Origin of the sequence: Janthinobacterium sp. PSPC1-1 (assembly GCF_049897625.1) — a bacterium.
GTDB classification, from domain to species: domain Bacteria; phylum Pseudomonadota; class Gammaproteobacteria; order Burkholderiales; family Burkholderiaceae_D; genus Janthinobacterium; species Janthinobacterium tructae.
The window spans coordinates 242,126-267,385 of record NZ_JAFCWP010000002.1; the positions used below are offsets into that span (position 1 = coordinate 242,126).

General features: G+C 62.5%; 23 protein-coding genes. 13 read left to right on the top strand and 10 right to left on the bottom strand.

Features of this window, described 5'->3' with window-relative positions; translation table 11 throughout:
* Positions 1–32 precede the first annotated feature (32 nt).
* Positions 33–722: a response regulator transcription factor gene (locus tag ACP7EG_RS08630; protein ID WP_096233074.1), complete on the bottom strand. Its 690-nt coding sequence runs from the start codon at positions 720–722 to the stop codon at positions 33–35.
* Between the two features lie 167 nt (positions 723–889).
* Here ACP7EG_RS08630 and ACP7EG_RS08635 point away from each other — a divergent pair, with 167 nt between their 5' ends.
* Positions 890–1,393 carry a hypothetical protein gene (locus tag ACP7EG_RS08635; protein ID WP_426087307.1) on the top strand — a complete coding sequence of 168 codons (504 nt, stop codon included), beginning with the start codon at positions 890–892 and terminating at the stop codon, positions 1,391–1,393.
* A gap of 5 nt (positions 1,394–1,398) precedes the next feature.
* Here the strand turns inward: ACP7EG_RS08635 and minE are convergent, their stop codons facing one another.
* From minE to metE, 4 genes are all read right to left on the bottom strand, one after another.
* A complete protein-coding gene (gene minE / locus ACP7EG_RS08640; protein WP_071079935.1) occupies positions 1,399–1,650 on the bottom strand; it encodes a cell division topological specificity factor MinE in 252 nt (83 codons plus the stop codon).
* 1 nt (position 1,651) lies between these two features.
* On the bottom strand, positions 1,652–2,467 hold the full coding sequence (gene minD / locus ACP7EG_RS08645; RefSeq protein ID WP_010393629.1) for a septum site-determining protein MinD: 816 nt from the start codon (positions 2,465–2,467) through the stop codon (positions 1,652–1,654).
* Positions 2,468–2,504: 37 nt separating this feature from the next.
* Complete coding sequence (minC, locus tag ACP7EG_RS08650) at positions 2,505–3,242, bottom strand: septum site-determining protein MinC (RefSeq protein WP_426087308.1); 738 nt, start codon at positions 3,240–3,242, stop codon at positions 2,505–2,507.
* Positions 3,243–3,469: 227 nt separating this feature from the next.
* Entirely contained in the window at positions 3,470–5,791 is a 2,322-nt protein-coding gene (gene metE / locus ACP7EG_RS08655) for a 5-methyltetrahydropteroyltriglutamate--homocysteine S-methyltransferase (RefSeq protein ID WP_426087309.1), read from the bottom strand.
* Between the two features lie 118 nt (positions 5,792–5,909).
* Between metE and ACP7EG_RS08660 the strand changes: the two genes are divergently transcribed.
* From ACP7EG_RS08660 to ACP7EG_RS08680, 5 genes are all read left to right on the top strand, one after another.
* Positions 5,910–6,818, top strand: a complete 909-nt coding sequence (locus ACP7EG_RS08660) for a LysR substrate-binding domain-containing protein (protein WP_426087310.1) — start codon at positions 5,910–5,912, stop codon at positions 6,816–6,818.
* A gap of 129 nt (positions 6,819–6,947) precedes the next feature.
* Positions 6,948–7,433 carry a phasin family protein gene (locus tag ACP7EG_RS08665; RefSeq protein ID WP_116742915.1) on the top strand — a complete coding sequence of 162 codons (486 nt, stop codon included), beginning with the start codon at positions 6,948–6,950 and terminating at the stop codon, positions 7,431–7,433.
* 212 nt (positions 7,434–7,645) lie between these two features.
* Positions 7,646–8,824 (top strand): acetyl-CoA C-acetyltransferase, encoded by a 1,179-nt coding sequence (locus ACP7EG_RS08670; RefSeq protein WP_071079930.1) that lies wholly within the window; start codon positions 7,646–7,648, stop codon positions 8,822–8,824.
* A gap of 143 nt (positions 8,825–8,967) precedes the next feature.
* Positions 8,968–9,708: an acetoacetyl-CoA reductase gene (phbB, locus tag ACP7EG_RS08675; RefSeq protein WP_096233088.1), complete on the top strand. Its 741-nt coding sequence runs from the start codon at positions 8,968–8,970 to the stop codon at positions 9,706–9,708.
* A gap of 120 nt (positions 9,709–9,828) precedes the next feature.
* Complete coding sequence (locus ACP7EG_RS08680; RefSeq protein ID WP_426087311.1) at positions 9,829–11,265, top strand: hypothetical protein; 1,437 nt, start codon at positions 9,829–9,831, stop codon at positions 11,263–11,265.
* Here the strand turns inward: ACP7EG_RS08680 and ACP7EG_RS08685 are convergent.
* Positions 11,202–11,822 (bottom strand): LysE family translocator, encoded by a 621-nt coding sequence (locus ACP7EG_RS08685; protein ID WP_426087312.1) that lies wholly within the window; start codon positions 11,820–11,822, stop codon positions 11,202–11,204. The two genes, ACP7EG_RS08680 and ACP7EG_RS08685, sit on opposite strands and share 64 nt — an antisense overlap.
* Positions 11,823–11,987: 165 nt before the next feature.
* Here ACP7EG_RS08685 and ACP7EG_RS08690 point away from each other — a divergent pair, with 165 nt between their 5' ends.
* The 4 genes from ACP7EG_RS08690 to ACP7EG_RS08705 all read left to right on the top strand — a co-directional run bounded on the left by ACP7EG_RS08690 (position 11,988) and on the right by ACP7EG_RS08705 (position 14,562).
* Entirely contained in the window at positions 11,988–12,470 is a 483-nt protein-coding gene (locus tag ACP7EG_RS08690; protein WP_034752896.1) for an Lrp/AsnC family transcriptional regulator, read from the top strand.
* An 82-nt stretch (positions 12,471–12,552) separates the two neighbouring features.
* Positions 12,553–13,509, top strand: coding sequence for a prolyl aminopeptidase (gene pip / locus ACP7EG_RS08695; RefSeq protein WP_298403766.1), 957 nt, complete (start codon positions 12,553–12,555; stop codon positions 13,507–13,509).
* Between the two features lie 112 nt (positions 13,510–13,621).
* Entirely contained in the window at positions 13,622–14,062 is a 441-nt protein-coding gene (locus ACP7EG_RS08700; RefSeq protein WP_096233094.1) for a DUF2721 domain-containing protein, read from the top strand.
* 44 nt (positions 14,063–14,106) lie between these two features.
* The gene (locus tag ACP7EG_RS08705; protein WP_426087313.1) at positions 14,107–14,562 is read left to right on the top strand and encodes a hypothetical protein; all 456 of its coding nucleotides are present in this window, start codon (positions 14,107–14,109) and stop codon (positions 14,560–14,562) included.
* An 11-nt stretch (positions 14,563–14,573) separates the two neighbouring features.
* Here the strand turns inward: ACP7EG_RS08705 and ACP7EG_RS08710 are convergent, their stop codons facing one another.
* Positions 14,574–15,155 carry an SRPBCC family protein gene (locus tag ACP7EG_RS08710; RefSeq protein ID WP_426087314.1) on the bottom strand — a complete coding sequence of 194 codons (582 nt, stop codon included), beginning with the start codon at positions 15,153–15,155 and terminating at the stop codon, positions 14,574–14,576.
* A gap of 159 nt (positions 15,156–15,314) precedes the next feature.
* Between ACP7EG_RS08710 and ACP7EG_RS08715 the strand changes: the two genes are divergently transcribed.
* Positions 15,315–17,360 (top strand): FAD-dependent oxidoreductase, encoded by a 2,046-nt coding sequence (locus tag ACP7EG_RS08715; RefSeq protein ID WP_426087315.1) that lies wholly within the window; start codon positions 15,315–15,317, stop codon positions 17,358–17,360.
* A gap of 62 nt (positions 17,361–17,422) precedes the next feature.
* On the opposite strand, the gene ybaL is transcribed toward ACP7EG_RS08715, so the two are convergent.
* From ybaL to ACP7EG_RS08730, 3 genes are all read right to left on the bottom strand, one after another.
* A complete protein-coding gene (gene ybaL, locus ACP7EG_RS08720; protein ID WP_426087316.1) occupies positions 17,423–19,135 on the bottom strand; it encodes a YbaL family putative K(+) efflux transporter in 1,713 nt (570 codons plus the stop codon).
* A 210-nt stretch (positions 19,136–19,345) separates the two neighbouring features.
* Positions 19,346–20,467 carry a beta-ketoacyl-ACP synthase III gene (locus ACP7EG_RS08725; protein ID WP_426087317.1) on the bottom strand — a complete coding sequence of 374 codons (1,122 nt, stop codon included), beginning with the start codon at positions 20,465–20,467 and terminating at the stop codon, positions 19,346–19,348.
* A gap of 187 nt (positions 20,468–20,654) precedes the next feature.
* Positions 20,655–22,097 (bottom strand): S41 family peptidase, encoded by a 1,443-nt coding sequence (locus tag ACP7EG_RS08730; RefSeq protein ID WP_426087318.1) that lies wholly within the window; start codon positions 22,095–22,097, stop codon positions 20,655–20,657.
* A 324-nt stretch (positions 22,098–22,421) separates the two neighbouring features.
* Between ACP7EG_RS08730 and ACP7EG_RS08735 the strand changes: the two genes are divergently transcribed.
* Complete coding sequence (locus ACP7EG_RS08735; RefSeq protein WP_426087319.1) at positions 22,422–23,006, top strand: hypothetical protein; 585 nt, start codon at positions 22,422–22,424, stop codon at positions 23,004–23,006.
* Positions 23,007–23,125: 119 nt separating this feature from the next.
* Positions 23,126–25,210, top strand: a complete 2,085-nt coding sequence (locus tag ACP7EG_RS08740) for a M13 family metallopeptidase (RefSeq protein WP_426087320.1) — start codon at positions 23,126–23,128, stop codon at positions 25,208–25,210.
* Positions 25,211–25,260: the final 50 nt, after the last annotated feature.

Consider the following 25,260-nt stretch of genomic DNA (forward strand, 5'->3'; position numbering starts at 1 on the left):
AGTTCGCCTGTTTTCGTCCGGATGCGTGGGCGTCACCCGCCCAGTTTTTCCAGGCGATAGCCATAACTGTAGACGGGCACGAGGCGGTAGCCGTGTTCCGGTTTCAGCTGCAGCTTGTTGCGCACGCGCGAGACGTGGGTATCCATGGTGCGCGAGGGCAGGGCCGTGTCGCGCTGCCACACGGCTTCATGGATGTAGGCGCGCGACAGGGGACGGCCCATGTTGCGGAAAAACAGCAGCGCCAGGGCGAATTCCTTGTGCGTCACGTCCAGCACTTCGCCATCCTTCAGCAGGCGGCTGGGGCGGGTTTCAAACGTGTAATGACCAAATTGCAAGTACTCGGCCCCATTCTGCGCCGGGTAGGCGACGCGCAGCAGCGCCTGGGTGCGCAAAGTCAGTTCGCTGCGCCGCAAGGGCTTGATCATGTAGTCGTCGGCGCCGGCCGTCATGCCGGCCACCACATCATCTTCGCCCGAGCTGTTGGTCATAAACAACACGGGCGCCTTCGGCGCCAGTTTTTCCCGGGCACGGCGCAATACTTCGGCACCGTCCAGATCGCTCACATGCCAGTCGAGGATGAGCATGTCGCAACTGTCCTTGCGCAATTGCCCCAGCATTTCCTTGCCACTTTGAAACTCGTGGCAAGCGTGGCCGGCGGCGGTGAGCACCTGGCAGATCAGCTCTGCCTGACTATGGTCGCTATCGAGTACGGCAATTCGCATAATGGGCTGGAATGTGTAGCAACAAACAGACGTTCCGCTCTGCTTATCGTAATGTTAAGGAATGCTCAAGTGAAATATAACAGAGATTGCAACTGTGTCCAGTGAAATCGGCGGGCAGATCCTTTACGTTACACTTGTTCATCTACCCTCACCGCGGAGAAACGGCAATGACAGACAAGAGCAGTACCGATTGGACCCTGATACCGGCCAGTCGTGTCGAAATCGAGCAAGTGCGCGAGCGCTGCCGGCGCCTGGTGCAGCGGCGTGCCGTGATGTCGGCGGGCGCCTCGGCCATTCCCATTCCCGGCATCGACCTGATGTCGGATGTCGGCCTGTTTTCCATGCTGATCAACGATATCAACCACGAATTCGGCCTGACGCCCGAGCAGATCGAGCGCCTCAACCCGCAGTTCAAGCTGATGGCTTACCGCGCGGCGGTGGGCATGGGCGGCATGCTGGTGGGGAAGCTGGTGTCGCGCGAACTGATCCTCCAGCTGCTCAAGCGCAGTGGCGTCAAGATTGCCACCAAGCAGGTGGCGCGCTTCGTGCCGTTCGCCGGGCAGGTGGTGGCGGCAGCCATCGGCTACGCCGTGTTCCGCCAGATCGGCAACCAGCACGTGAATGCCTGCGCCGCGGTGGCGCAGGAATTGCTCACGGTCAGGCCGGATTAAAGACCTTAAGCGTCCGGCAGCACCACGTTGACGTCGAGCACCTCCAGGTTGCCCTGGCGGTCCAGCGAGATCTTGATGTCGTCGGCATTGACCTTGGTGTACTTGGAAATGACGGCGATCAATTCCTTGTGCAGGGCGGGCAGGAAGTCCGGACCACCGCGGCCGCTGCGTTCGCGGGCGATGATGATCTGCAGGCGTTCCTTGGCGGCGGTGGCCGTCTTCGGCTTGGGGGGGAACAGGAAAGAAAGCAAGGCCATATCACTTCGCCCCAAAAATGCGCTGGAGTAATCCAGGCTTTTCATAGTTGGTAAAGCGCAACTCGACCTCTTCGCCGAGGAAACGCGAGACCACGTCTTCATAGGCTTGCGCCACGTCCGTGCCCTTGAAATGGATGGCCGGGTTGCCCTGGTTCGAGGCGGCCAGCACTTGTTCCGATTCCGGAATGATGCCCACCAGCGGGATGCGCAGGATTTCCTGCACGTCCTGGTAGGACAGCATTTCATCCGATTCCACGCGTTTCGGCGAGTAACGGGTGATCAGCAAATGTTCCTTGACCGGTTCGCCGCCCGTCTGCGCGCGGCGCGACTTGGCTTGCAGGATGCCGAGGATGCGGTCCGAATCGCGCACCGACGACACTTCCGGGTTGGTCACGATGATGGCTTCGTCGGCAAACGTCAGCGCCATCAGCGCGCCATGCTCGATGCCGGCCGGCGAATCGCAGATGATGAACTCGAAACCCATGTTGATCAGGTCGTTCAACACGCGTTCCACGCCTTCTTCCGACAAGGCATCCTTGTCGCGCGTTTGCGACGCGGGCAGGATGAACAGGTTGTCGCAGTGCTTGTCCTTGATCAGGGCCTGGTTCAGCGTGGCTTCCTTGTTGATCACATTGATCAGGTCGTAGACGACGCGGCGCTCGCAACCCATGATCAGGTCGAGGTTGCGCAGGCCCACGTCGAAATCGAGCACGGCTGTCTTGTGGCCGCGCATGGCCAGGCCAGTGGAAAAACTGGCGCTAGAGGTCGTCTTGCCGACACCGCCCTTGCCGGACGTCACAACAATAATTCTTGCCACAAATAATCCTTTTCAGATATCTCTTGAATTGTGCAGCTTAAGAGCGGTTCACGGGAGTGACCGGATTGACAGAGTGTATATCGATTCTGTCTCCAGCCAAACGAATTTGCGCGGGTCCGCGTGCCATTTCCGCCGGGAAACCATCCTCGAACGTGCGGTACACGCCGGCGATCGACACCAGTTCAGGCTCCATGGCCAGCGCGAAAATGCGCGCCTGGGCATTGCCCGAGGCGCCGGCCAGCGCGCGGCCATACAGCGAGGAATACACATGGATGCTGCCGTCGGCGATGATTTCGGCGCCATTGTTCACCACGGCGGTGATGATCAGGTCGCAGCCGCGCGCATAAATGCGCTGGCCCGCACGCACAGGCGTGTCGATCACCATCACTTGCGCTTCGGCGCCCGCCTGGGCGGCCGCCGTGGGCGTATCCTTGGGCGGCGCATCGTCGCGCGTCTTGCCGCTATCGAGGCTCAAGCCTTGCGCCAGGATGGCGTCCTGCATCTCGGCCGGCGCATTGCGCACGGCCACGGCATTCAAGCGGTATTTTTTCAGCAGGGCCACCAGCGAAGCCCAATCGACGGGCATGCCGCCAGGCGGCAAGTCGGCCACATCCAGCACGGCCAGGTCATCTTCGAAAAAGTCCGCCACGCCTCCCGTCATGTCGCGCAAGGCGGCATCGAGTGCCTGCGTATCGGCGCTATGCATAATGGCGGAGACAGCAACGACGGTGGAAATCTTGATTTCGATAGGCTTCTGCGACGGGCTTTTGGACATAAACATTTATCAAAGTGAAACTGCGGCAGGCCAGATGTTCCGTACGGCAACAATGGGAGCAGTAAATTTCTTGCATTCTACTGCAAAAAAATCAGCATCAGGGGCCTGGCGCGTGCTATTCCGCAGGGCAACAGTGACTTCTTGTCAAAAAACAAGGGCGGCGCCCCGGAAAACCGCTGCGCCGTCCCGAGCGCAGCCGAGAATGCGGCTTGAGTACGCCTATGGCATCAAGCTGCCCGCATCTGCTGAGCCGCCGCGACCATATTTTTTAAAGCCGCTTCCGTTTCCGCCCAGCCCCGCGTCTTCAAGCCGCAGTCCGGATTCACCCATAAATTGGCTGGTGGAATGATGGCACTGGCTTTTTGCAGCAATTTCACCATATCGACGGTCGTGGGGACGCGCGGCGAATGGATGTCGTACACGCCAGGGCCGATTTCGTTCTGATACTGGAACTGGCCCAAGCCCGTCAGCAACTCCATGTCCGAGCGGCTCGTCTCCAAGGTGATGACGTCGGCATCCATGGCGGCGATCTGCGGCAGGATGTCGTTGAACTCGGCATAACACATGTGCGTGTGGATCTGCGTCGTGTCGCTGACCACGGACGCGGCGATGCGGAAGGCGCGCGTGGCCCAGTCCAGGTAGGCGTCCCACTGGCCGCGGCGCAGCGGCAAGCCTTCGCGGATGGCCGGTTCGTCGATCTGGATGATGCCGATGCCGGCCGTTTCCAGGTCTTGTACCTCGTCGCGGATGGCCAGGGCCAGCTGCAGCGCCGTGCTGGCGCGCGGCTGGTCGTCGCGCACGAACGACCATTGCAAGAGCGTGACGGGACCCGTCAGCATGCCCTTCATGGGTTTATGCGTCAGGCTTTGCGCGTGCACCGTCCATGCGACGGTCATGGCGGCCGGGCGCTGCACGTCGCCGTAGATGACGGGCGGTTTCACACAGCGCGAGCCGTACGATTGCACCCAGCCCAGGCGCGTGAAGGCGAACCCGTCCAGTTGTTCGCCGAAGTACTCGACCATGTCGTTGCGTTCCGCTTCGCCATGCACCAGCACGTCCAGACCCAGCGCTTCCTGGCGCCCCACGGCGTGGGCAATTTCGGTGCGCATCTGGTTTTCATACTCGGCGCTGGCCAGTTCGCCCCGTTGATGGCTGGCGCGCGCGGCGCGGATGGCCGCCGTCTGCGGGAAGGAGCCGATGGTCGTCGTCGGGAAGTCGGGCAGCTGAAAACGCGCGCGCTGCACGGCCTGGCGCAGCGGGAAGCTGGAATCGCGGCGGTCGACGGTGGGCGTGAGCGTTTGCAGGCGCTGTGTGACCGAGGCACGCTGCACGCGGGGGCTGGCGCGCCGCCCGGCGATGGCCAGGCGAGAAATGGCCAATGCGGCCAGCGCGGCGGCGTCGGACCGGCCTTCCAGTGCCCCCTTGAGCAGGGCCAGTTCCGCCAGCTTTTCCGTGGCAAACGCCAGCCAGCTCTTGATTTCCCCGTCGAGCTCCGTTTCCGCTTCCAGGCTGAACGGCACGTGCAGCAGCGAGCACGACGGCGCCAGCCACAGCTGGCCGTTGCGCTTGGCTGCCAGCGGCTGCAGCACGGCCAGGGCCGCGTCGAGGTCGGTGCGCCAGATGTTGCGCCCGTCGACGATGCCGATCGACAAGACTTTATGCGCGGGCAGCCAGTCCGTCACGCTGATCAGCTCATGCGGCGCGCGGATGCCGTCCACGTGCAGGCCGGCCACGGGCAGGCGGCAGGTCAGGCTGAGGTTTTCTTCCAGCGGCGAGAAATAGGTGGCCAGCAAGATATTCACGCCCACCTGGTTCAGCTGCCAGTAGGTGCTTTCAAAAGCGCTGCGCCAGGCGTTGGGCAAGTCCAGGCCCAAAATCGGTTCGTCGAGCTGCACCCAGGTCACGCCTTGCTGTTTCAGGCGGTCGAGCAGGGCGCCGTACACGGGCAGCAATTGTTCCAGCAGGGCCAGACGATGGAAGCCAGACTCGCCCGGCGTCTTTTCCTTGCCCAGCCAGAGGAAGGTGAGGGGGCCGATCAGGGCCGCCTTGACCTGGTGGCCCAGCGCCTGCGCCTCGGCCACTTCCGCCAGCAGGCGCTCGCAAGCCAGCGAAAATTGCGTCTGCGGCGACAATTCGGGCACCAGATAGTGGTAATTGGTGTCAAACCACTTGGTCATTTCCAGCGCGGCAGTGCCTGCGGCGTGTGCATGGCCGCAGTCCGCGTGTTGCGCATGCGTTGCTTCACCGCGCGCCATGGTGAAATAGCGCGCCAGCGGTGATTGCTCCGGCGTAAAGTTGAAACGCGCCGGTTCGCAGCCCAGCAGCTGGATATGGCTGGCCACCTGGTCGTAAAAGGCGAAGTCGCCCACGGTGACGTAAGCGAGCCCGGCGTCGCGCTGCTGCGCCCAGTGGCGTGCGCGCAGTTGCTGGCCCGTCGCTTCCAGGGCGGCCTCGGACATCTCGCCACGCCAATGGCTTTCCAGTGCCAGTTTCAATTCACGCGCGGCGCCGATACGGGGAAAGCCAAGGATGTGGGTACGAATGGTCATGATGTCATCGAGATTTAATGTGAATGCGCTAGAGTGTGCGGCAACTTGATCTATAATCAAAACGAAACATTTTGCCGAATAACATGAAAATAATTCACGCACAGAATCCATTTCCCCAATGCTAGAAATCCGCCACCTGCGCACCCTGAGTGCCTTGCGTTCCTCCGGCAGCCTGGTACGCGCCGCGCAGTTGCTCAATTTGACCCAGTCGGCGCTGTCGCACCAGATCCGCTTGCTGGAAGAGCGCTACAAGGCGCCCTTGTTCGAGCGCAAGTCGATGCCGATCGCGTTTACGGCCACGGGCAGCCGGCTGCTGGAGCTGGCCGACAAGCTGCTGCCCGAGATCGAGCTGGCCGAGCGCGACGTGGCGCGCCTGTCGCAGGGCGACAAGGGGCAGCTGCGCGTGGCGCTTGAATGCCATACCTGCTTCGACTGGCTGATGCCGGTGATGGATGCGTTCCGCCAGCGCTGGCCGGAAGTGGAGATCGACCTGGTATCGGGCTTTCACAGCGAACCGGCGGACTTGCTGCGCTCGGGCGAGGCCGATCTCGTGATCGGCTCGCCTTACGGCCCCGACTTCACCGTGTTTCCCCTATTCCGCTTTGAAATGCTGGTGGTGATGGCGCAGAAGCACCGGCTGCAGGCGCAGCGCCGGCTGGTGGCGGCCGACTTTACGGGCGAGACCCTGATCACCTATCCCGTGCCGGAAGAGCGCATCGATCTGATCCGTGAAGTGCTGAAGCCGGCCGGCATCCAGTTTGAACGCCGCACGGCGGAACTGACGGTGGCCGTGCTGCAACTGGTGGCGAGCCGGCGCGGCATCGCCGCCTTGCCGAACTGGGCCATCAAGAATTATGTCGATTACGATTATGTGGTGGCGCGCCCGGTGGGCGAGCACGGCCTGTGGAGCGACTTGTACGTGTCCGTGCCGGAGCAGTTGCAGGACAAGGCGTATGTGCGCGATTTCGTCAGCGTGATACGCGAGCAGTGCGCGGCCTCGCTTGACGGTATCAAGTTGTTGTCCTGATCAACGTTGAGTTGGAAACAAACCAACAGCAAAGCTTGATAAATATCAAGGTTTAGCAATGAACCACCGCTTACAGTTGAGCACTGTGCGGCGCAACATGGCGCTGCCTACTCTTTGGGGAGGAACACGATGTTTTCATTTTCCGAGCAATGGGCACTGGCCGGCAAGGCCGTGGTGGAAGCACAATTGATCAGCGCGCAAGCGTATGCCCAGGCCGCCGTCGAGAGCGGCGCCAGCGTGCTGGACTTGCAGCTCGATGCAGCCCGCGCGGCGCTGGCGGCCGCTACGGTGGCGGGCAATCAGCTGCTGTCCGCGAAGGATACGCAAGCGCTGCTGGAACTGTCGCGCACGCAGTCGCAACTGGCCATCGAACGCATCGGTGCATATGGCCGCCAGGCAAAGGATGTTGCTCAGGAAACCCAGGAGAAATTCGACACTGTGACAAAGGGTGAGTTTGCTGCATCGCGTCAAAAATTTGGCGAGCTGGTGCAGGTGGTAAAGCAAACGCCCGTGCCCCTGATTATTCCCTTCAATAATTTTCTAAAAACCACTTTCGGCGGCGCCGATGAAGGGTATGATAAAAATAAAAACACGCGTCCCGCTCGTCAAGCGTAGGCGCGTTGTGGCCCGGCAGCGGCTATCCGCCGCGCCAGGCCGCCCGCCGCCACTGCAGGGCAGGCCGCCATCGCTGCCGCCTGCGGTGTGGCGCTGGAACTGTGGCGTATGCCACGCTAGAATGAAACACAGCTTGCTGTGTCTTCCCGGATTCATTGGATTGTATTAACACCTTCACCTTGGCCCTCGTGGCCTGCATATCGGAGAAATAAATGGATGATGTCGTAATCGTGGCCGCCGGCCGTACCGCAGTCGGCAAATTCGGTGGCAGTCTGGCCAAGATTCCTGCGTCCGAACTGGGCGCGCATGTAATCAAGGGCTTGCTGGCACAAACCGGCATCGACCCGAACCTGATCGGCGAAGCGATCCTGGGCCAGGTGCTGACGGCTGCCGTCGGCCAGAACGCCGCGCGCCAGGCTGTCATCAAGGCTGGCCTGCCCAGCTCCATCCCGGCATTCACCATCAACAAGGTATGCGGCAGCGGCCTGAAGGCTACACACCTGGCGGCGCAAGCGATCAAATGTGGCGACGCCAACATCATCATCGCCGGTGGCCAGGAAAACATGAGCGCCTCGCCGCACGCGATGAACGGCTCGCGCGACGGTTTCCGCATGGGCGACTTCAAGATGGTCGACACCATGATCGTCGACGGCCTGTGGGACGTGTACAACCAGTACCACATGGGCATCACGGCGGAAAATGTCGCCAAGAAATACGAAGTGACGCGCGCGGAGCAGGATGAATTCGCGCTGCAGTCGCAACTGAAGGCGGAAGCGGCGCAAAAAGCGGGCAAGTTCAAGGATGAAATCCTGCCGCTGGAAATCGCCAACAAAAAAGGCACCGTGGTCTTCGACAGCGACGAATACATCAAGCCCGGCTCGACCCTGGAATCGCTGACCGGCCTGCGCCCTGCGTTCGCCAAGGACGGTACCGTCACCGCCGGCAATGCTTCCGGCCTGAACGATGGTGCCGCCGCCGTCATCATGATGTCCGCTGCGCAAGCGAAAGAACTGGGCTTGAAGCCGCTGGCACGCATCAAGGCGTACGCCTCGTCGGGCCTGGACCCGGCCGTCATGGGCATGGGCCCTGTCTCCGCTTCGCGTCTGTGCCTGAAAAAAGCCGGCTGGACGCATGAAGAGCTGGACTTGATGGAAATCAACGAAGCGTTTGCCGCGCAAGCGATTGCCGTCAACAAGGAAATGGGCTGGGATACCAGCAAGATCAACGTGAACGGCGGCGCGATTGCCATCGGCCACCCGATCGGCGCCTCCGGTGCGCGCATCCTGGTCACCCTGATCCACGAAATGATCCGCCGCGACGCCAAGAAAGGCCTGGCGGCGCTGTGCATTGGCGGCGGCATGGGAGTAGCTTTAGCCATCGAGCGGGATTAATCGCTAGCACCGAACCCGGGCCGTCGCGCGCAGTGTGCGGCGGCCTGGTTCGATGCGGTCGGCTGCCGTTACACGGCGTATGTGGATAGTTTTAAGCAAATGATTAACTTTTTAGCGACAGAACGACACTGAGGGGATGAAAAATGGCAAGAGTTGCATTGGTAACTGGTGGCATGGGTGGTCTGGGCGAAGCAGTCTGTTTCAAGCTGGCGGCGCTCGGCTATCGCGTGGTCACGACCTATTCTCCAGGCAATCAGAAGGTCGCGGACTGGCTGGCGACGACCAAGGACATGGGCTATGACTTCAAGGCGTATCCGTGCGACGTGGCCGACTACGATTCGGCCGCTGCCTGCGTGGCTGCCGTGGAAAAGGACATCGGTCCTGTCGACGTGCTGGTGAATAACGCCGGCATCACGCGCGACATGACGTTCAAGAAGATGGACAAGCCGAACTGGGATGCCGTGATGGGCACCAACCTCGACTCCGTTTTCAACATGACCAAGCCTGTCTGCGATGGCATGGTGGAACGCGGCTGGGGCCGCATCATCAATATCTCGTCCGTGAACGGCCAGAAGGGCGCTTTCGGCCAGACCAACTATTCGGCTGCGAAAGCCGGCATGCACGGTTTCACCAAGTCGCTGGCGCTGGAAGTGGCGCGCAAGAACGTCACCGTCAACACCATTTCGCCAGGCTACATCGGCACCAAGATGGTCATGGCAATTCCGCAGGAAGTGCTCGACAGCAAAATCATCCCGCAAATTCCGATGGCGCGCCTGGGCAAGCCGGAAGAAGTGGCTGGCCTGGTGGCCTACCTGGCTTCTGATGAAGCCGCGTTCGTCACGGGCGCGAATATTTCGATCAACGGCGGCCAGCACATGTCGTAATCGTTGTTGAGGTAAAACAGAGAGACAGCTGCGGCTGTCTTTTTTTTTAGGCTGGCGAGCAAAACGGGACAAGCGCGTGCTTTGCCTTAGAATCAGCATTTCTTCATCGCATCACTCCCCATGACCCTTGTTCCTGCCTTGCGCCGCGCCAGCGTGGCCGTCATCCTGTTCCTGGGCGCCAGCGCGGCCCAGGCCAGCGTCGCGTTCCACGTCACGGTGACTACCGAGCGCGTCAACAAGCCCGGCGTGAAAACCAGCCTGCCCGCGCGCGATACGCAGGACAGCGATGTGGTGCTGGGCGAACATTTCATCAGCGTGCGTGATGGCAAGAGCTTGTCCGTGCTCGACTTTGCCACGCGCCGCCGCCACGTCATCGATACGGCGGCCTCCACCTACGACACGTATTCGTTGTTCGACGTGGCGGGTTTTCGCCGTTTCGAGATAGGACACCGCAAGGGCATGGCCGGCGCGCTCCAGGCTGGCGGCTTGCAAGCCCACGTCACGCCGCTCGTGTACGAGGAGCAATCGCTGTCCGTGCCGGCGGCCAGGCGGCGCAATGCGCTGCTGCCCCAGGTGCTCGACGGCGCCGTACTGTGGTCGCTCGATGAGCAGCCCCTGCTGCGCCTGGGAATAGCCGGCAGCCCCGTCAGCGGCGACGATGCCGTGGCGTTTGCCCAGTACTTGCGCTACACCTGGGGCGGCCACCCGCTGGTATTGAAAATGCTGGCCGGCGGCAAGCGCATTCCCGCCGCATTCACCTTGCACTACCAGGAGGTGGGCGGCAAGGTCACGCGCCATTTCCGTATCAGCCGGCTTGTCATGGATGCGCCGGCCACGTATTCCCTGGCCGCCTACCGGCCACGCCCGCTGGCGGCCGATGCCTCCCCGCTTGAAAGAGTGCTGGCGCAGGCGGCGCGGCTGCCGCCGCTGGGACCTCAGGCGCATCCAGCGCTGCGGGCCGAAGCGGAGCGTCTGTTTGCGGAAGAGAAACCCTTTGACGCCTTCCTGAGCATGCTGGAAGATCATTTTTCCACGGGGGCGCTGGTGGAAAAACTCACGCCCCAGCAGCAACTGGCCATGCAGGAGTGCGAGCCCATCCACGACTTGACGCGGGGGCTGCTGGCCAAGGACCAGGCAGGCATCGCGGCCGCGCTGGCCACCGTGCAGGCATCCAGGAAGCAAACGGGGCTGGACCAGCCCGTACTGGCCTTGTTCGAGGGGAATTTGCGTGCCAAGCTGGGGCAATGGCCCGAAGCGACCGCGCTGTATCTGCAAGTACTGCAGGCGAAGCCGCACATGGCGGCCGTGTACCAGGACCTGGGCGACGCCTTGCTGGCGCAATTCGATGCGCCGAACGCCTGGCGCAGCTGGGATGCGGGCCGGGTCATGGCGCCGTCGCTGCGGCAATTTCGCAAGGTCAACGATTTGGAGCGTAGCCTGTTGCACGACTACCCCGCCTTTTTTGCCGGCGGGGCGACGCTTGCGCCTGAAGTTCAGCCCAGCACCAGCCGCCCGGCCAGCAGCACGAAGACGGTGGGCAGCACGAACTTGCCGTAAGGCGAAGGTTTACCGCGCAGGCGGCGCGCCAGGCGTGCGGCCAGTACGGCGTACAGGGCATCGAACAGCAAGCCCACCAGCACCAGGACGGCGCCCAGACGCAGGTATTGCATGCCGACCTGCTCGCTGCCGACGACGAATTGCGGCAGGAACATGCTGCAAAACAGCAGTGCCTTCGGATTGAGCAGATTCGTCAGGAAGCCGCGCACCAGGCTGGCGCGGGCGCCGTGCGCCGTGGCGGGGGCGGCTTCTTCCTGTGCCGTTCTTGTCGACAGGGCCGACTGCAGCAGGCGCAGCGCCAGGTACAGCAGATACGCGGCGCCCGCCCATTTGACCCACTGCAAGGCTTGCGGATGCGTCACCATCAGCGCCGCCAGGCCCGCGCCCGACAGCGCCACGTGCACGGCGCGCGCCCCGGCAATGCCCAGCGCCGTCACCAGCGCCGTGGCCACGCCGCGCGCGGCGCCCGTCGCCAGCACCAGCGCCATGTCGGGGCCCGGTAATAAAAAGGCGCCGGCCAGTGCCAGCAGGTACATCAGGAAGGTAGAATCGGACATGGCGCAGCTCGGTCACAGGCAAAAAATAAGGGCGGGAGCAACGGCAGTTTGCCGCATGCTCGCCGGGCCCCATTATGTTCTTGTCGCGATGAAATGTGCTTGCTTTTCCTGCCCGGCATGCCCTAGTATTCGGGTAGATTCCACTCCTATAAAAACAAAAAATAGATGAAAATTTCAGAAGTTAGCCTCGACGCCACCGATTTGCAAATACTCAGGCTGTTGCAGGATGAAGGAAGGCTGTCCAACGCGCGCCTGGCCGAGCGCTTGAAGCTCAGTGAAACCCCCGTCTGGCGCCGCCTGCGCCGCCTGGAAGAGGAAGGTTTTATCACCGGCTACCAGGCTTTGCTCAACCGCAAGAAGCTGGGCATCGGCCTGGTGGCATTTGTACGGGTCGTGTTTGCCAACCATGGCGGCGAGCAGCCGTCGCAGTTCGAGCAAGCCATCGCGACGATTCCCGAGATATTGTCGTGCCACAATGTGGCGGGCGAAGCCGATTATTTCCTGCAAGTGGTGGCGCGCGACCTGGAAGCGTATGGCGAATTCGTCTCGACGGTGTTGCGCCGCCTGCCCGGCGTGGCGGAAATCCAGTCCAGCCTGTCGATGCGCGAAATCAAGTCGTCGAACCGCCTGCCCTTGCTGCTGGCCTGAGGCGCCGGGGGCACACTATAATTGGGACAGTTGCCAGGAATCGTGCCTGGCGCCCTGACCGCCATTCCAAGGACCGCTCGCCATGCCCGATTCCCTGTCGCCCCTGTTTCCCGCCCTGACGCCGAACCGGCACGGCATGCTGGCGGTCGATGACCTGCACACCATTTATTGGGAAGAGTGCGGCAATCCCGATGGCATTCCCGTGCTGTTCCTGCATGGCGGCCCCGGCGCGGGCCTGTCGCCGCAGCACCGCCGCTTCTTCGATCCGCAGCGCTACCGCGTGATCCTGTTCGACCAGCGCGGCGCCGGCAAGTCCACGCCGCTGGGCGAATGGCGCAACAACACGACGCAGTTGCTGATCGACGATATCGAAGTGCTGCGCGCCCAGTTCGGCATCGATCAATGGCTGGTGTTTGGCGGCTCCTGGGGTTCGACCCTGGCGCTGGCGTATGGCCAGGCGCATCCGGCAGCTTGCCTCGGTTTCGTGCTGCGCGGCATCTTTTTGTGCACGCAGGCGGAAATCGACTGGTTCATCGAAGGCGTACGCTGGTTCTATCCGGAACTGTACGCAGAATTTGCCGCGCCGATTCCGCCAGAGGAGCGGGGTGACTTGCTGGCCGCCTACGTGCAACGCATCCTCAGCAGCGATCCTGCCGTGTACTGGCCTGCCGCGCGCGCCTGGAGCCGCTTCGAGGGGCGCCGCGTGTACCTGATGCCGCAGCCGGAAGATGCGCCGAACGATGCGCTGGATCTGGGCGTGGGCAGGCTCGAATCGCATTACATGGCCAATCTCGGTTTCTTCGAGGAAGACCAGCTGATCCGCAACATGGGGCGCATCGCGCACTTGCCAGCCGTCATCGTGCAGGGACGCTACGACGCCATCTGCCCGCCGCTGTCGGCCTATCGCCTGCAGCAGGCCTGGCCCGGCGCGCAGCTGGAGATGATACCGGACGCGGGCCATGGCGCGCTCGAGCACGGCATCGCTTCGGCGCTGGTGCGCGCCACCGAGCGCTTCGTCCCGGGGCGCGGCTTCGCATGACGTTACAACACGTCGGTTGGCAAAGCGGCCAGCCGGCGTGCGCCACCTGCTACACTAGCGCCTGTGCCGCCGCCTTCCGCGGGCGGCAGTGCGACCTTACCTTTTTTTACCCATGAACATACAGATCGGCGACATCGGCCATATCATCCAGCTGGCGATTGCGCCGGTTTTCCTGCTGACCGGCATCGGCACCATGCTGGTCGTGCTGACCAACCGCCTCGGCCGCATCATCGACCGCACGCGCGTGCTGGAAGACCGGCTGGACATCGGTTACAACGATTTCTACATGGATGAGTTAGATACGCTCTATACGCGTACCCATCTGATCAATTATTCGATTTCGCTCAGCACGGCCTGCGGTTTTTTCGTCTGCGTCATCATCGCCATGCTGTTTCTGGGCGATATTATGAACCTGACGCTGGACAAATACATCGCGGCCTTCTTTGTGCTGGCCGTGATTTGCCTGATCGGCTGTTTTATTTACTTACTGCGCGAAATTTACCTGGCAGCCAGGGCCCAGCGCATCCGGCGCCATATCCGCCCGCCCCGTTAAGCGGCCGCGCCGGTTTTACCCTACTATTGAAGAACGAGTCCAGCATGCACGATTACAAACGTCCCCCCACCCTGCACCGCTACGGCCAGCGCAGCGAACTCGAGCTGGCGCTGAGCCTGGGCCAGTTCCGTCTGATACCAGCGGGCAATTGCCTGACCCTCAGCTTTTCGCAAGTATGGGACCAGCACCTGTTCGACCTGTTCGCCCCGGCTGACGCCTGTTTGATCATCCATAATACGGAAGAATTCGGCGAACGCCTGCACCGCGCCGTGCAGCGCACTTTGCCCAGCTGGGCCGGCATCGACGGCGTCGTCGAATACGGCCAGCGCGCGGCCCTGGGCGCTACCTTCACCAAGACGCGCGCCGAAGCGCCCGAGCAGGAATGGCTGTTCGCCTGGCGCTCGATGCAGCCGCAGGCCAGCCTGAATCCCGTCACAGTCAAACTGGGCAGCCTGGAAAACTTTGCGGAAATCCGCGACCGCGACACGTATCTGGCGTAACTGCGCCGGAGTTATCCGGATTTATCGGCGTGCTGGCTGTCGATGCGAGCCAGCACAGCCGCCATCATGCGCTCGATATCGCCGCGTATCATGGTCGTGCCCAGCATGCCGGGCACATAGAAGCCCGGCATCAGCCGGCTGGAAAAGACGATGCGTGTGCCGCCCGTCTCGGGGATGGGATACAAATTCCAGCGCGATTCGTAATGCCGCATGTCGCCCGAAATGAGGGCGATATCGATGGCCGTAAACGGCGTTTCCGTGGCCCGCACTACCAGGTGAATGGGGTGGTTCATGAACAGGAAGCGCGCCATGCCCTGCTGTTCGATGATGATTTCATTGCCGTTGCGCGACAGCACGCGGCAGGAACTGAGGTCGGGCACGAATTCATGCATGCGCTCGTAGGTCGTCAAGGTTTTCCACACGGACGCCGGCGGCGCCTGCACGCTGCCGCTGGCATCGACTTCATACATGCGCTGCCCGTCGACCTCGATGCGCTTGACCTCGACCTTCAGCTTGTCCATGCGTATCGCCTGTGCCAGCGCGGTAGCGGGGACGGCGCACAGCATCAGCAGGCAGAGGAAGAGTCGCGTCATGCCACCTAGCCTACGGGAAAGTAGCGCCCGGCACAAGCTGTACCCATCGCCGGCGGGCGCGCCCGTCGATTTAGAACTCCCGGTCTAGAGAAAGTCGCTGCGCTGGCCAGCAATGCTTGTTACCGTACGGCCTGCATACCACCATCTATCGGACTGACCATGACTGCCTATCCCCATCTGCTGGCCCCGCTCGACCTGGGTTTTACCTCTTTGCGCAACCGCGTCATCATGGGGTCCATGCATACGGGCCTGGAAGACCGTTTTTATCATTATGGCAAGCTGGCCGCGTTTTACCGCGAGCGGGCACGCGGTGGCGTGGGTCTGATCGTCACGGGCGGTATCTCGCCAAACCGCCAGGGCTGGTTGCTGCCGTTCGGCGGCACTTTGAATTTCCTCGGCGACGTGCCGAACCACCGCAAGGTGACGCGCGCCGTGCACGAGGAGGGTGGCAAGATCGTCATGCAGATCCTGCATGCGGGCCGCTATGGCTATCAGCCGTTCGTCGTCTCGGCATCGGCGAAAAAATCGCCGATCTCGCCCTTCCGCCCCCGTCCCCTGAGCGAGCGGGGCATCGAGCGCACCATCTGCGACTACGTGCGCTGCGCGCGCCTGGCGCAAAAGGCGGGCTACGACGGCATCGAAGTGATGGGCAGCGAAGGCTATTTATTGAACCAGTTCCTGTGCGCGCGCACGAATCTGCGCCAGGACCGCTGGGGCGGCACGATCGAGAACCGCATGCGCCTGCCGGTGGAGATCGTGCGCCGCATCCGCGCCGCCGTCGGCCCCAACTTCATCATCATGTACCGCCATTCCCTGCTCGACCTGGTCGAGGGCGGCAATACCTGGGATGACGTGGTGACGGTCGCCAAGGCGCTGGAGCAGGCCGGCGTGACCATTCTCAATACGGGCTTCGGCTGGCATGAGGCAAGGGTGCCCACCATCGTCACCTCCGTGCCGCGCGCCGCCTTTGCCAGCGTGGCGGGCCGGCTGCGCCGCGAAGTCACCATTCCCGTGGTGGCCTCGAACCGCATCAACATGCCGCACGAAGCGAACGCCATCCTGGAACGCGGCGACTGCGACCTGGTGTCGATGGCGCGCCCCTTCCTGGCCGACCCTGACTTTGTCGCCAAGGCCGCTTCAGGCCGCGCCGACGAAATCAACACCTGCATCGGCTGCAACCAGGCGTGTCTGGACCACACCTTTGCCAACAAGCGCGCCAGCTGTCTGGTCAACCCGCGCGCCTGCCATGAAACGGAACTCGTGTACGCGAAAAAGGCCGTGCCGCGCCGGGTGGCCGTCGTCGGCGCCGGGCCGGCCGGCCTGTCGGCCGCCTGCGTGGCCGCCGAATGCGGGCACGCAGTGACCCTGTTCGACAGCAGCGACAGCGTGGGCGGCCAGTTCAAGGTGGCCATGCAGATACCGGGCAAGGAAGAATTTACGGAAACCATCCGCTACTTTGCCCGCCGGCTGGCGCTGCTGGAAGTCAAGCTGCGCCTGGGGCAGCGCGTGACGCGCGAGCAATTGCTGGCCGGCGGCTATGACGACGTCATCGTCGCCACCGGCATCAAGATGCGCCTGCCGGCCATTCCCGGCATCGAGCATCCGAAAGTGCTGTCGTATCTGGATGTGCTGCAAGCCAAGAAACCCGTCGGCGCGCGCGTGGCCATCATCGGCGCGGGCGGCATCGGCTTCGACGTGGGGGAATATCTGCTGCACGACCCGGCGCACCCGCTGCCGCAATCCGTGGCGACCTGGGCGGGCGAGTGGGGCGTGGACTTGAATGCGGCCACCGGTGGCGGCCTGGTGGCCCCCGTGGCGCCTGCGCCCGTGCGGCAGATTTTCCTGTTGCAGCGCAAGACATCGAAAGTGGGCGCGGGCCTGGGCAAGACCTCGGGCTGGGTACACCGCGCGGCCCTGGCGCGCAATGGCGTGGCCATGCTGGCCGGCGTAAGCTACGACAAGATCGACGCGCAGGGCTTGCACATCACCGTGGGCGGCGAGCAGCGCCTGCTGGCGGTGGACAACGTGGTCATCTGCGCGGGCCAGGACAGTTTGACGGAACTCATGCCGCCAGTCGACAAGGATGGCAAGCCCTTACAGGCGGGCGGCCCGCGCTTCCATAAAATCGGCGGTGCCGCGCTGGCGGCGGAACTCGATGCCAAGCGGGCCATACGGGAAGGCGCGGAGCTGGCCGCCAGCCTGTAAAAAGAAAGCCTGCCGGCTGGGAAGCGGGCAGGCTTGGCTTGCAGGACGGAAAGGGTGCTGGCTTAATGCGCGCCGTGGCCCTTGCTGGCCGCCTCAAAACTCTGCAGCACGTGCTCGGCCATGCCATTGGCCAGCTCGTGCTCGCCAATGAAGACCTTGCCCGCGTTTTCCGCGCGCAGCAATTCCGCCTCTTCCTCGCTGTGCGTGCGCACCACCGTCAGGATGGCGGGGTTCAGCGCGCGCGCCGTCTCGATCATGGCGCGCACGTGGAAGGTGTCCGGCGTGGCGATGACGAGCATGGTGGCGTGCGTGATGTGCGCCTGGATCAATACCGCCGGTTCGCCCGCATTGCCGGCCACGGCCGGAATGCCCTGCTTGCGCAGCTGGTCGACGATTTCGCGGTTTTCCTCGGCCACGACAAAGTGGATGCCCCGCTCCATCAGGGCGGCGGCGATGCGCCGGCCCACGCGGCCATAGCCGACCAGCACGATCTGGCCCGACAGCTTTTCCTGCGGCACTGTCATCGGCAGCTCGGCCAGCGGGTCGGTGGTGCGTTCGAACTTGCGCGCAAAATCGCTGTTGCCGATCACGCGCAGCAGCGGCTTGGCCATGCTGAACACGAGCGGGTTGAGGGCGATGGACAGGATGGCGCCGGCCAGGATCAGGCTTTGCCCTTCCTGCGGCATCAGGCCCAGGGAGAGGCCCAAGGCCGCCAGGATGAACGAGAATTCGCCGATCTGCGCCAAGCTGGCCGAGACGATGATGGCGGTTTTCGGCGGATAGCGCAGGGCCATCACCAGTAAAAAGGCGGCGATCGACTTGCCGAAGATAATGATGGCGCACACGGCCAGCACCTGCAGCGGCTTGTCGATGAGGATATTCGGCTCGAACAGCATGCCGACGGAAACGAAGAACAGCACGGCAAACGCGTCGCGCAGGGGCAGGGACTCTTCCGCGGCGCGGTGGCTCAGTTCGGATTCGCGCAGCACCATGCCGGCGAAGAAGGCGCCCAGCGCGAACGACACGCCGAACAGCTTGGTGGAAGCGTAGGCGATGCCAACGGCGGCGGCGATCACGCACAGGGTAAACAGTTCGCGCGAACCGGTGCGCGCCACTTGCCACAAAATCCACGGGAACAGCTTGCGGCCCACCACCAGCATGAAGATGATGAAACCGGCCACTTGTCCCAGGGTCACGGCCAGGGTTTGCCACAGGCTGGTGGCCTCGGCATCCGGCGCGACCTTGCCACCGAGCACACCGGCGAACGCCGGCAGCAGCACCAGCACCAATACCGTGACGAGGTCTTCCACCACCAGCCAGCCGACGGCGATGCGGCCATTGAGCGAGTCGAGGATGCCCCGTTCTTCCAGCGCGCGCAGCAGCACCACGGTACTGGCCACGGACAGGGCCAAGCCAAAGACCAGTCCGCCACCGAGGGTCCAGCCCCACCAGTGGGCCAGGCCCATGCCCATCGCCGTGGCGACGCCGATCTGCAAGATGGCGCCGGGCAGCGCAATCTTGCGCACGTCCCACAAATCGTCGATGGAAAAGTGCAGGCCGACACCGAACATCATCAGCATCACCCCGATCTCCGCCAATTGCCCCGCAATTTCCGCATTCGCCACAAAACCGGGCGTGGCCGGTCCGATGATGATGCCGGCGGCCAGATAGCCGACCAATGCCGGCAGTTTCAGGCGCGCGGCGATGAAGCCGAAGATGAGGCCGAACCCGAGGGCTGCAGCGATGGTGGTGATCAGACTGATGTCATGGGGCATGCGTGGTGGGTTCCTTATGGGGACGTGCGGATGGAAAAAGAGGGTGTTCAGCGATCGAGTATAAACGCAACAAAGCTGCGGCTGGAATTTTCCTGCCGCTTTTTTTACAAAAAATTTGCGCTATATCTTCGTCCAGGTGGCACCGAACACATGCCATCGACTGCGATCTGCGTCTAATTGAGGCAATCAGGCGCATCCCGCTCCCAATGCTTACACCTTGCGCACGACCACGCAGCCGATGGAATAGCCGGCGCCGAACGAGCAGATGACGCCCATGTCGCCCGCCGCCATATCATCCTGATATTTATGGAAGGCAATGATGGAACCGGCCGATGAAGTGTTGGCGTAGGTGTCGAGGATCACGGGCGCTTCGTTGGCTTCGGCGTCGCGGCCCAGGATCAGGCGCGCGATCAGCAGGTTCATGTTCAGGTTGGCCTGGTGCAGCCAGTAGCGGGAGACTTGCGCCACTTCCACGCCGGCCTTGGCCAGGGTCGCCTTGATCATCTCGGCCGCCATCGGGCACACTTCCTTGAAGACTTTGCGGCCTTGCTGGCGGAACAATTTGTCGGCTTTGCCCACGCCGGACTCGTCAAAACGGTTGAGGAAGCCGAAATTGTTGCGGATGGCGTTAGAGAAGCGCGTTTTGAGTTCCGTGCCGATGATCTCGAACTGGTGCGTAGAGACGGCCGTGTCCTTGGCTTCGACGATGATGGCGGTGCAGGCGTCGCCGAAAATGAAATGGCTGTCGCGGTCGCGCCAGTTCAGGTGGCCGCTGGTGATTTCGGGATTCAAGACCAGCACGGCGCGCGCCTGGCCGCTTTGCACGGCGGCCACGGCTTGCTGGATGCCGAAGGTGGCGGACGAACACGCCACGTTCATGTCAAAACCATACCCGTCGATGCCCAGCGCATCCTGCACTTCCACCGCCATGGCGGGATAGGCGCGCTGCATATTGCTGCACGCCACCAGCACCATGTCGATGTCGGCCGGCGTGCGGCCGGCGCGCGTCAGCGCATCGCGCGCGGCGGCGACCGCCATTTCCGCCTGCAAGGACAGTTCGTCATCGCCCCGTTCCGGGATGCGCGAGACCATGCGCGCCGGATCGAGGATGCCTTCCTTTTCCATCACGAAGCGCGACTTGATGCCGGACGCCTTTTCGATGAAGGCCACGCTCGACAGCTCCAGCGCCGTCACCGTGCCTGCGGCGATCGCGTCGGCGTGATCGGCATTGAACTTTTCCGCGTAAGCATTGAAGCAGATGACCAGCTCTTCGTTGGAGATCGAAAATGGCGGCGTGTACAGTCCGGTACCGCTGATGACGACTTGTTTCATGGTTAAACTTTCAAATTTGGCAATCGGCGCGCTGCCGATAAGTGAAGCAAATTTTACACAAACGGGCTCGACTGTAGAGAGTTTCGTGTTGCGGGGGAGGGGGAAGTGTGGCGGAAGATTGATTTTTGTCGCGTGGACGGCTTACCGGGGGGCATTGCGCCCCCCGCTGTGCTGCTGGCGATGTTGCTTACTTCTTCTGTTCTTTCTTGACGTCGGCCTGCACCACCACCGGTTCGGCCTTGGCCAGCTGGACTGGTAAACCCTTCAGGTGGTTCAGCGCCTGGTGCAATTGAAAATCGTCCTTGCTGCCAAATTCCAGCGGCTTGCGGGTCTTTTCCAGGGCAATGATGCGCAATTGCTCTTCCATCTCGTCGTTGACGGGGGCAGCTTTAGCACTTTCCTGGTCACGGTCGTTGCTCAGGTGCTTGGTCAGGTCCGCTTCGCGGATGCGCAAGCCGTTCAGGCCGTCGCCGTCCGCATTTTCATCGACCAGCAGGTCGGGCACGATGCCCTTGGCCTGGATCGAGCGGCCTTTCGGCGTGTAGTAGCGGGCCGTCGTCAGTTTGACGGCCGTGTCGGCCGTCAGCTGGCGGATGGTTTGCACGGAACCCTTGCCGAAGGTTGGCGTGCCGATGATGGTGGCGCGCTGGTAATCCTGCAGGGCACCGGCGACGATTTCCGAGGCCGAGGCCGAACCCGTGTTGACCAGCACCACCAGCGGCACTTTCTTGATAGCGGCCGGCAATTTCGCCAGCGCATCGCCTTCCGCGCGGAAGGTATAGTATTCGGCGCGGCCATAGAACACCTGTTTCGAGTCCGGCAACTGGCCGTTGGTCGAGACAATCGCCGCGTCCTTCGGCAGGAAGGCAGCCGAGACGCCGATGGCGCCTTGCAGCACGCCGCCCGGATCGTTGCGCAGGTCCAGCACCATGCCCTTGATGTTTGGATCTTGCTGGTACAGCGCCGTGATCTGCGCGGCCATGTCGTCGACGGTCGGTTCCTGGAATTGCGACACGCGCAGCCAGGCGTAGCCCGGTTCGACCATCTTCGCTTTCACGCTCTTTTGATGGATTTCCTCGCGCGTGATGGTGAAGGCCAGCGGCTGCGGTTCATCCTTGCGGGCAATGGTCAGCGACACCTTGGTGCCCGGTTCGCCGCGCATGCGCTTGACGTTGTCGTCCAGGCTGACGCCTTTCACGGGCTGGCCGTCGAGGCGAGTAATCAAATCGCCGGCCTTGATGCCGGCGCGGTAGGCGGGTGAATCCTCGATGGGCGAGACGATCTTGATGTAGCCGTCTTCGCTCAGGCCAATTTCAATGCCCAGGCCGACGAACTTGCCTTCGGAGCCTTCGCGCAGCTCGGCGTAGGCTTTCTTGTCGAGGTAGGCGGAATGGGGGTCGAGCGAGGCGACCATGCCGGAAATGGCGTCTTCCAGCAATTTTTTGTCTTCCACCGGCTCGACGTAATCGGACTTGATCAGGCCAAACACATCGGCCAGCTGGCGCAACTCTTCCAGCGGCAGGGGCGGCTCGACGGTCTTTTGCGCCATGGCCGAAAATTGCAGCGACACGGCGACGCCGGCCACCACGCCCAGGCCGATCAAGCCGGTATTTTTGAGTTTGCCCATCATTGCACCTTTGCAGCTAGCGTGTCTTGCACAAGCGCCAGTCCCCGTGGAGCGGCGCTTTCCTGAAAGTATAGACCTGAATCTCTGCCGGCGTGGGCCGGCCGTGGAAAAAGCGTACCTCGCCCCAGTCTACGCGCGAAAACGGGGCTGTCAGCTTGCCATATGTTGCGGCTTTGTATGCGATGTATAGTTACTCTTGAGGGGAGTAAGCATTTGTAAGAGTCGAAAAAAAGCGTGTGCGGCGGCCCTATAGTGGACTCGCATTCTCGACCCGAAGTGGTTTTGCCTGCGTCTGCGGACGCAGGCTTTTTTTTATCCGGAGCCCCCATGACCTCGCTGATCTTTTCCCCCGCCTTGCGCCGCCTCGGCCTGGCTTTCCTGCTGGGCACCACCGCCGTGACGGCCTCGGCCGTGCCGATTGCCGAGATGCGCCTGGAAGACTTGTTGCCGATGGCGTCCGACTTCAGGACGGAATTGAAACTCAATGCGAATCAAACCACCTTGTGGCAGCAGGTGGAAGGAAAAACCCGTCAACTCTTGCGCGAACGCAAGGCGCGCCGCGAACGCCTGCAAGCGGGCGTGACGCAGGGCTTGCAGGCGCCCCGGCTGGAGTTGCGCGACTTGCTCGCGGGCCTGGACACGGAAAGCACGCAGAGCCTGGCCGAAGAAAAGCAGCTACGCGAATGGTGGCTGAGCGTCAACGATGCCCTGGACGAGCAGCAGCGCCAGATGGTGGCCCAGTTCATCGCCGGGCAGATGGCGCGCGTGATGGACGCCGCCGCGCCCCGCAGTGAATCGCGCGGCGCGCCCGCTGGCGAACACGGCGGGCGCAAGGGCGGCAAGGGAGGCATGGGCGGCGCGGGCGTGAGCATGGGTAGCGGCGGCGCCGGCATGACGTTGCCCGGCAACTGAGGGGCAAAGATGGTCAAAGGGCATGCTCGCGTGCTACATTCCTGCAGCGCCTGGCGCGGCGGGCTATCCGCCCGCAGCTATATGCCCGGTCTTTTTGACATGCCCCATAAGGACAATCCGTGAATCGCTATCTCTTGAGCAGTCTGACCCTGACCCTGCTGGCTGCGTTTGCCCATGCCGCCGAACCCGTATCCGCCGTGGCCGCCCCGACCGTGGTACCCAGTGTCGCACCTTCCGCGCGTGCCGCCGCTGGCGTCGTTTCCGGCATCGACGTGCAGTACATCGACCCTGCCGTGCGCGTGCAGGACGACTTTTTCACCCATTTGAATGGCAAGTGGCTGGCCACGGCCGAGATTCCTGCCGACAAGTCGAGCTGGGGTTCGTTCGCCAAGCTGCGCGATGACACCACGCCACAGTTGCGCGGCATCATCGAAGCGACGCAACAGGACAAGCACAAGAAGGCCGGTTCCGAAGCGCAGAAAATCAGCGACCTGTACGCCAGCTACATGGATGAAGCCAAGCTCGATGCACTGGGCACGAAGCCGCTGGCCGGCGAACTGAACCGCATCCGCTCGCTGCGCGACAAGAAGGGCGTGCCCGCCCTGATCGCCCACCTGAGCCAGACGGGCGTGTCGACCCCGTACGCCGTGTATGTGGGCCAGGATGCGCGTGCCTCAACGAAATATGCCGCCTACGTGAGCCAAAGCGGCCTGGGCATGCCAGACCGCGATTACTACCTGGAAGCCAAGCAGGCTGGCGTCAAAGAGAAATACCAGGCACACGTGGAAAAGATGCTGGCCATGGCGGGCGACAAGAACGCCGCCGCGCGCGCCAAGGCGGTGGTGGCCCTGGAAACATCGCTGGCCGAAGCGCAATGGACCAAGGTCGAGAACCGCGATCCCGTGAAACGCTACAACAAGACCGACATCAACAAGCTCAATGACCTGACCCCCGGCTACGACCTGAAGTCCGGCCTGGCTGCCCTGGGCATTGCCAACAAGGTCGATTACGTCATCGTCAACCAGCCGAGCTACCTGGCCGGCTACAACAAGGTGCTGGCTAGCACCGACCTGGACACCCTGAAAGCGTACTTCGAATGGCAGTTGCTGCGCAGCTATGCCAGCTACCTGTCGAAAAACTTCGTCGACGAAAGCTTTGCCTTCTACGGCACGGTACTCAGCGGCGTGACGGAAAACCAGCCGCGCTGGAAGCGTGGCGTGGGCGCCGTCGAAGGCGTGCTGGGCGAAGCCGTTGGCAAACTGTATGTCGCGCAATATTTCCCTGCAGAGCGCAAGGCGCACATGCAGGAACTGGTGAAAAACGTGCTGGCCGCCTACAAGGACAGCATCGACACGCTGGACTGGATGAGCCTTGACACCAAGAAAGAAGCGCAAGCCAAGCTGGCCAAGTTCACGCCGAAGATCGCGTATCCGAACAAATGGCGCGATTACACGAAGCTGCAAATCGTCCAGGGCGACCTGGTGGGCAACATGATGCGCGCTGCCAATTTCAGCTCCGCGCGCCAGGTGGCCAAGCTGGGCAAACCGATCGACCGCGAAGAGTGGGGCATGACGCCGCAGACGGTGAACGCCTATTACAGCTCGACGATGAATGAAATCGTCTTCCCCGCCTCCATCCTGCAGCCGCCGTTCTTCGACGCCAACGCGGACGACGCCGTCAACTATGGCGCCATCGGCGCCGTCATCGGCCATGAAATCAGCCACGGCTTCGATGACAAGGGCAGCCAGTCCGATGGCGACGGCAATCTGCGCGACTGGTGGACCCCGGCTGACCGCAAGAACTTCGCCGCCAAGGCCGATGCGCTGACCAAGCAGTACGATGGCTACAGCCCATTGCCTGGCTACCACGTCAATGGCGCGCTGACCCTGGGCGAGAACATCGCCGACAACTCGGGCGTGGCGATCGCCTATAAAGCCTACAAGATCTCGCTGGGCGGCAAGCCGGCGCCCGTGCTCGATGGCTTGACGGGCGACCAGCGCTTCTACATGGGCTTTGGCCAGGTATGGCGCAGCAAGATGCGCGAAGCGCAGCAAATCGTGCAGATCAAGACCGACCCGCATTCGCCGGGCCAGTACCGCGCGAATGGCACCATGGTCAACCAGCCTGGCTTCTATGAAGCGTTTGGCGTGAAACCGGGCGACAAGATGTATGTGGCGCCGGAAAACCGCGTGATCATCTGGTAAGTGTCATCCGACATACCGATGGCGCTCACCATGTTGTCGGCTTACGCCCT

Excerpts from the sequence above, each read along its gene's own strand:
- ACP7EG_RS08630 (WP_096233074.1), bottom strand. The coding sequence starts at position 722 with ATGCGAATTGCCGTACTCGATAGCGACCATAGTCAGGCAGAGCTGATC.
- ACP7EG_RS08635 (WP_426087307.1), top strand. The coding sequence starts at position 890 with ATGACAGACAAGAGCAGTACCGATTGGACCCTGATACCGGCCAGTCGT.
- minE (WP_071079935.1), bottom strand. The coding sequence starts at position 1,650 with ATGGCCTTGCTTTCTTTCCTGTTCCCCCCCAAGCCGAAGACGGCCACC.
- minC (WP_426087308.1), bottom strand. The coding sequence starts at position 3,242 with ATGTCCAAAAGCCCGTCGCAGAAGCCTATCGAAATCAAGATTTCCACC.
- metE (WP_426087309.1), bottom strand. The coding sequence starts at position 5,791 with ATGACCATTCGTACCCACATCCTTGGCTTTCCCCGTATCGGCGCCGCG.
- ACP7EG_RS08660 (WP_426087310.1), top strand. The coding sequence starts at position 5,910 with ATGCTAGAAATCCGCCACCTGCGCACCCTGAGTGCCTTGCGTTCCTCC.
- ACP7EG_RS08665 (WP_116742915.1), top strand. The coding sequence starts at position 6,948 with ATGTTTTCATTTTCCGAGCAATGGGCACTGGCCGGCAAGGCCGTGGTG.
- ACP7EG_RS08670 (WP_071079930.1), top strand. The coding sequence starts at position 7,646 with ATGGATGATGTCGTAATCGTGGCCGCCGGCCGTACCGCAGTCGGCAAA.
- phbB (WP_096233088.1), top strand. The coding sequence starts at position 8,968 with ATGGCAAGAGTTGCATTGGTAACTGGTGGCATGGGTGGTCTGGGCGAA.
- ACP7EG_RS08680 (WP_426087311.1), top strand. The coding sequence starts at position 9,829 with ATGACCCTTGTTCCTGCCTTGCGCCGCGCCAGCGTGGCCGTCATCCTG.
- ACP7EG_RS08685 (WP_426087312.1), bottom strand. The coding sequence starts at position 11,822 with ATGTCCGATTCTACCTTCCTGATGTACCTGCTGGCACTGGCCGGCGCC.
- ACP7EG_RS08690 (WP_034752896.1), top strand. The coding sequence starts at position 11,988 with ATGAAAATTTCAGAAGTTAGCCTCGACGCCACCGATTTGCAAATACTC.
- pip (WP_298403766.1), top strand. The coding sequence starts at position 12,553 with ATGCCCGATTCCCTGTCGCCCCTGTTTCCCGCCCTGACGCCGAACCGG.
- ACP7EG_RS08700 (WP_096233094.1), top strand. The coding sequence starts at position 13,622 with ATGAACATACAGATCGGCGACATCGGCCATATCATCCAGCTGGCGATT.
- ACP7EG_RS08705 (WP_426087313.1), top strand. The coding sequence starts at position 14,107 with ATGCACGATTACAAACGTCCCCCCACCCTGCACCGCTACGGCCAGCGC.
- ACP7EG_RS08710 (WP_426087314.1), bottom strand. The coding sequence starts at position 15,155 with ATGACGCGACTCTTCCTCTGCCTGCTGATGCTGTGCGCCGTCCCCGCT.
- ACP7EG_RS08715 (WP_426087315.1), top strand. The coding sequence starts at position 15,315 with ATGACTGCCTATCCCCATCTGCTGGCCCCGCTCGACCTGGGTTTTACC.
- ybaL (WP_426087316.1), bottom strand. The coding sequence starts at position 19,135 with ATGCCCCATGACATCAGTCTGATCACCACCATCGCTGCAGCCCTCGGG.
- ACP7EG_RS08725 (WP_426087317.1), bottom strand. The coding sequence starts at position 20,467 with ATGAAACAAGTCGTCATCAGCGGTACCGGACTGTACACGCCGCCATTT.
- ACP7EG_RS08730 (WP_426087318.1), bottom strand. The coding sequence starts at position 22,097 with ATGATGGGCAAACTCAAAAATACCGGCTTGATCGGCCTGGGCGTGGTG.
- ACP7EG_RS08735 (WP_426087319.1), top strand. The coding sequence starts at position 22,422 with ATGACCTCGCTGATCTTTTCCCCCGCCTTGCGCCGCCTCGGCCTGGCT.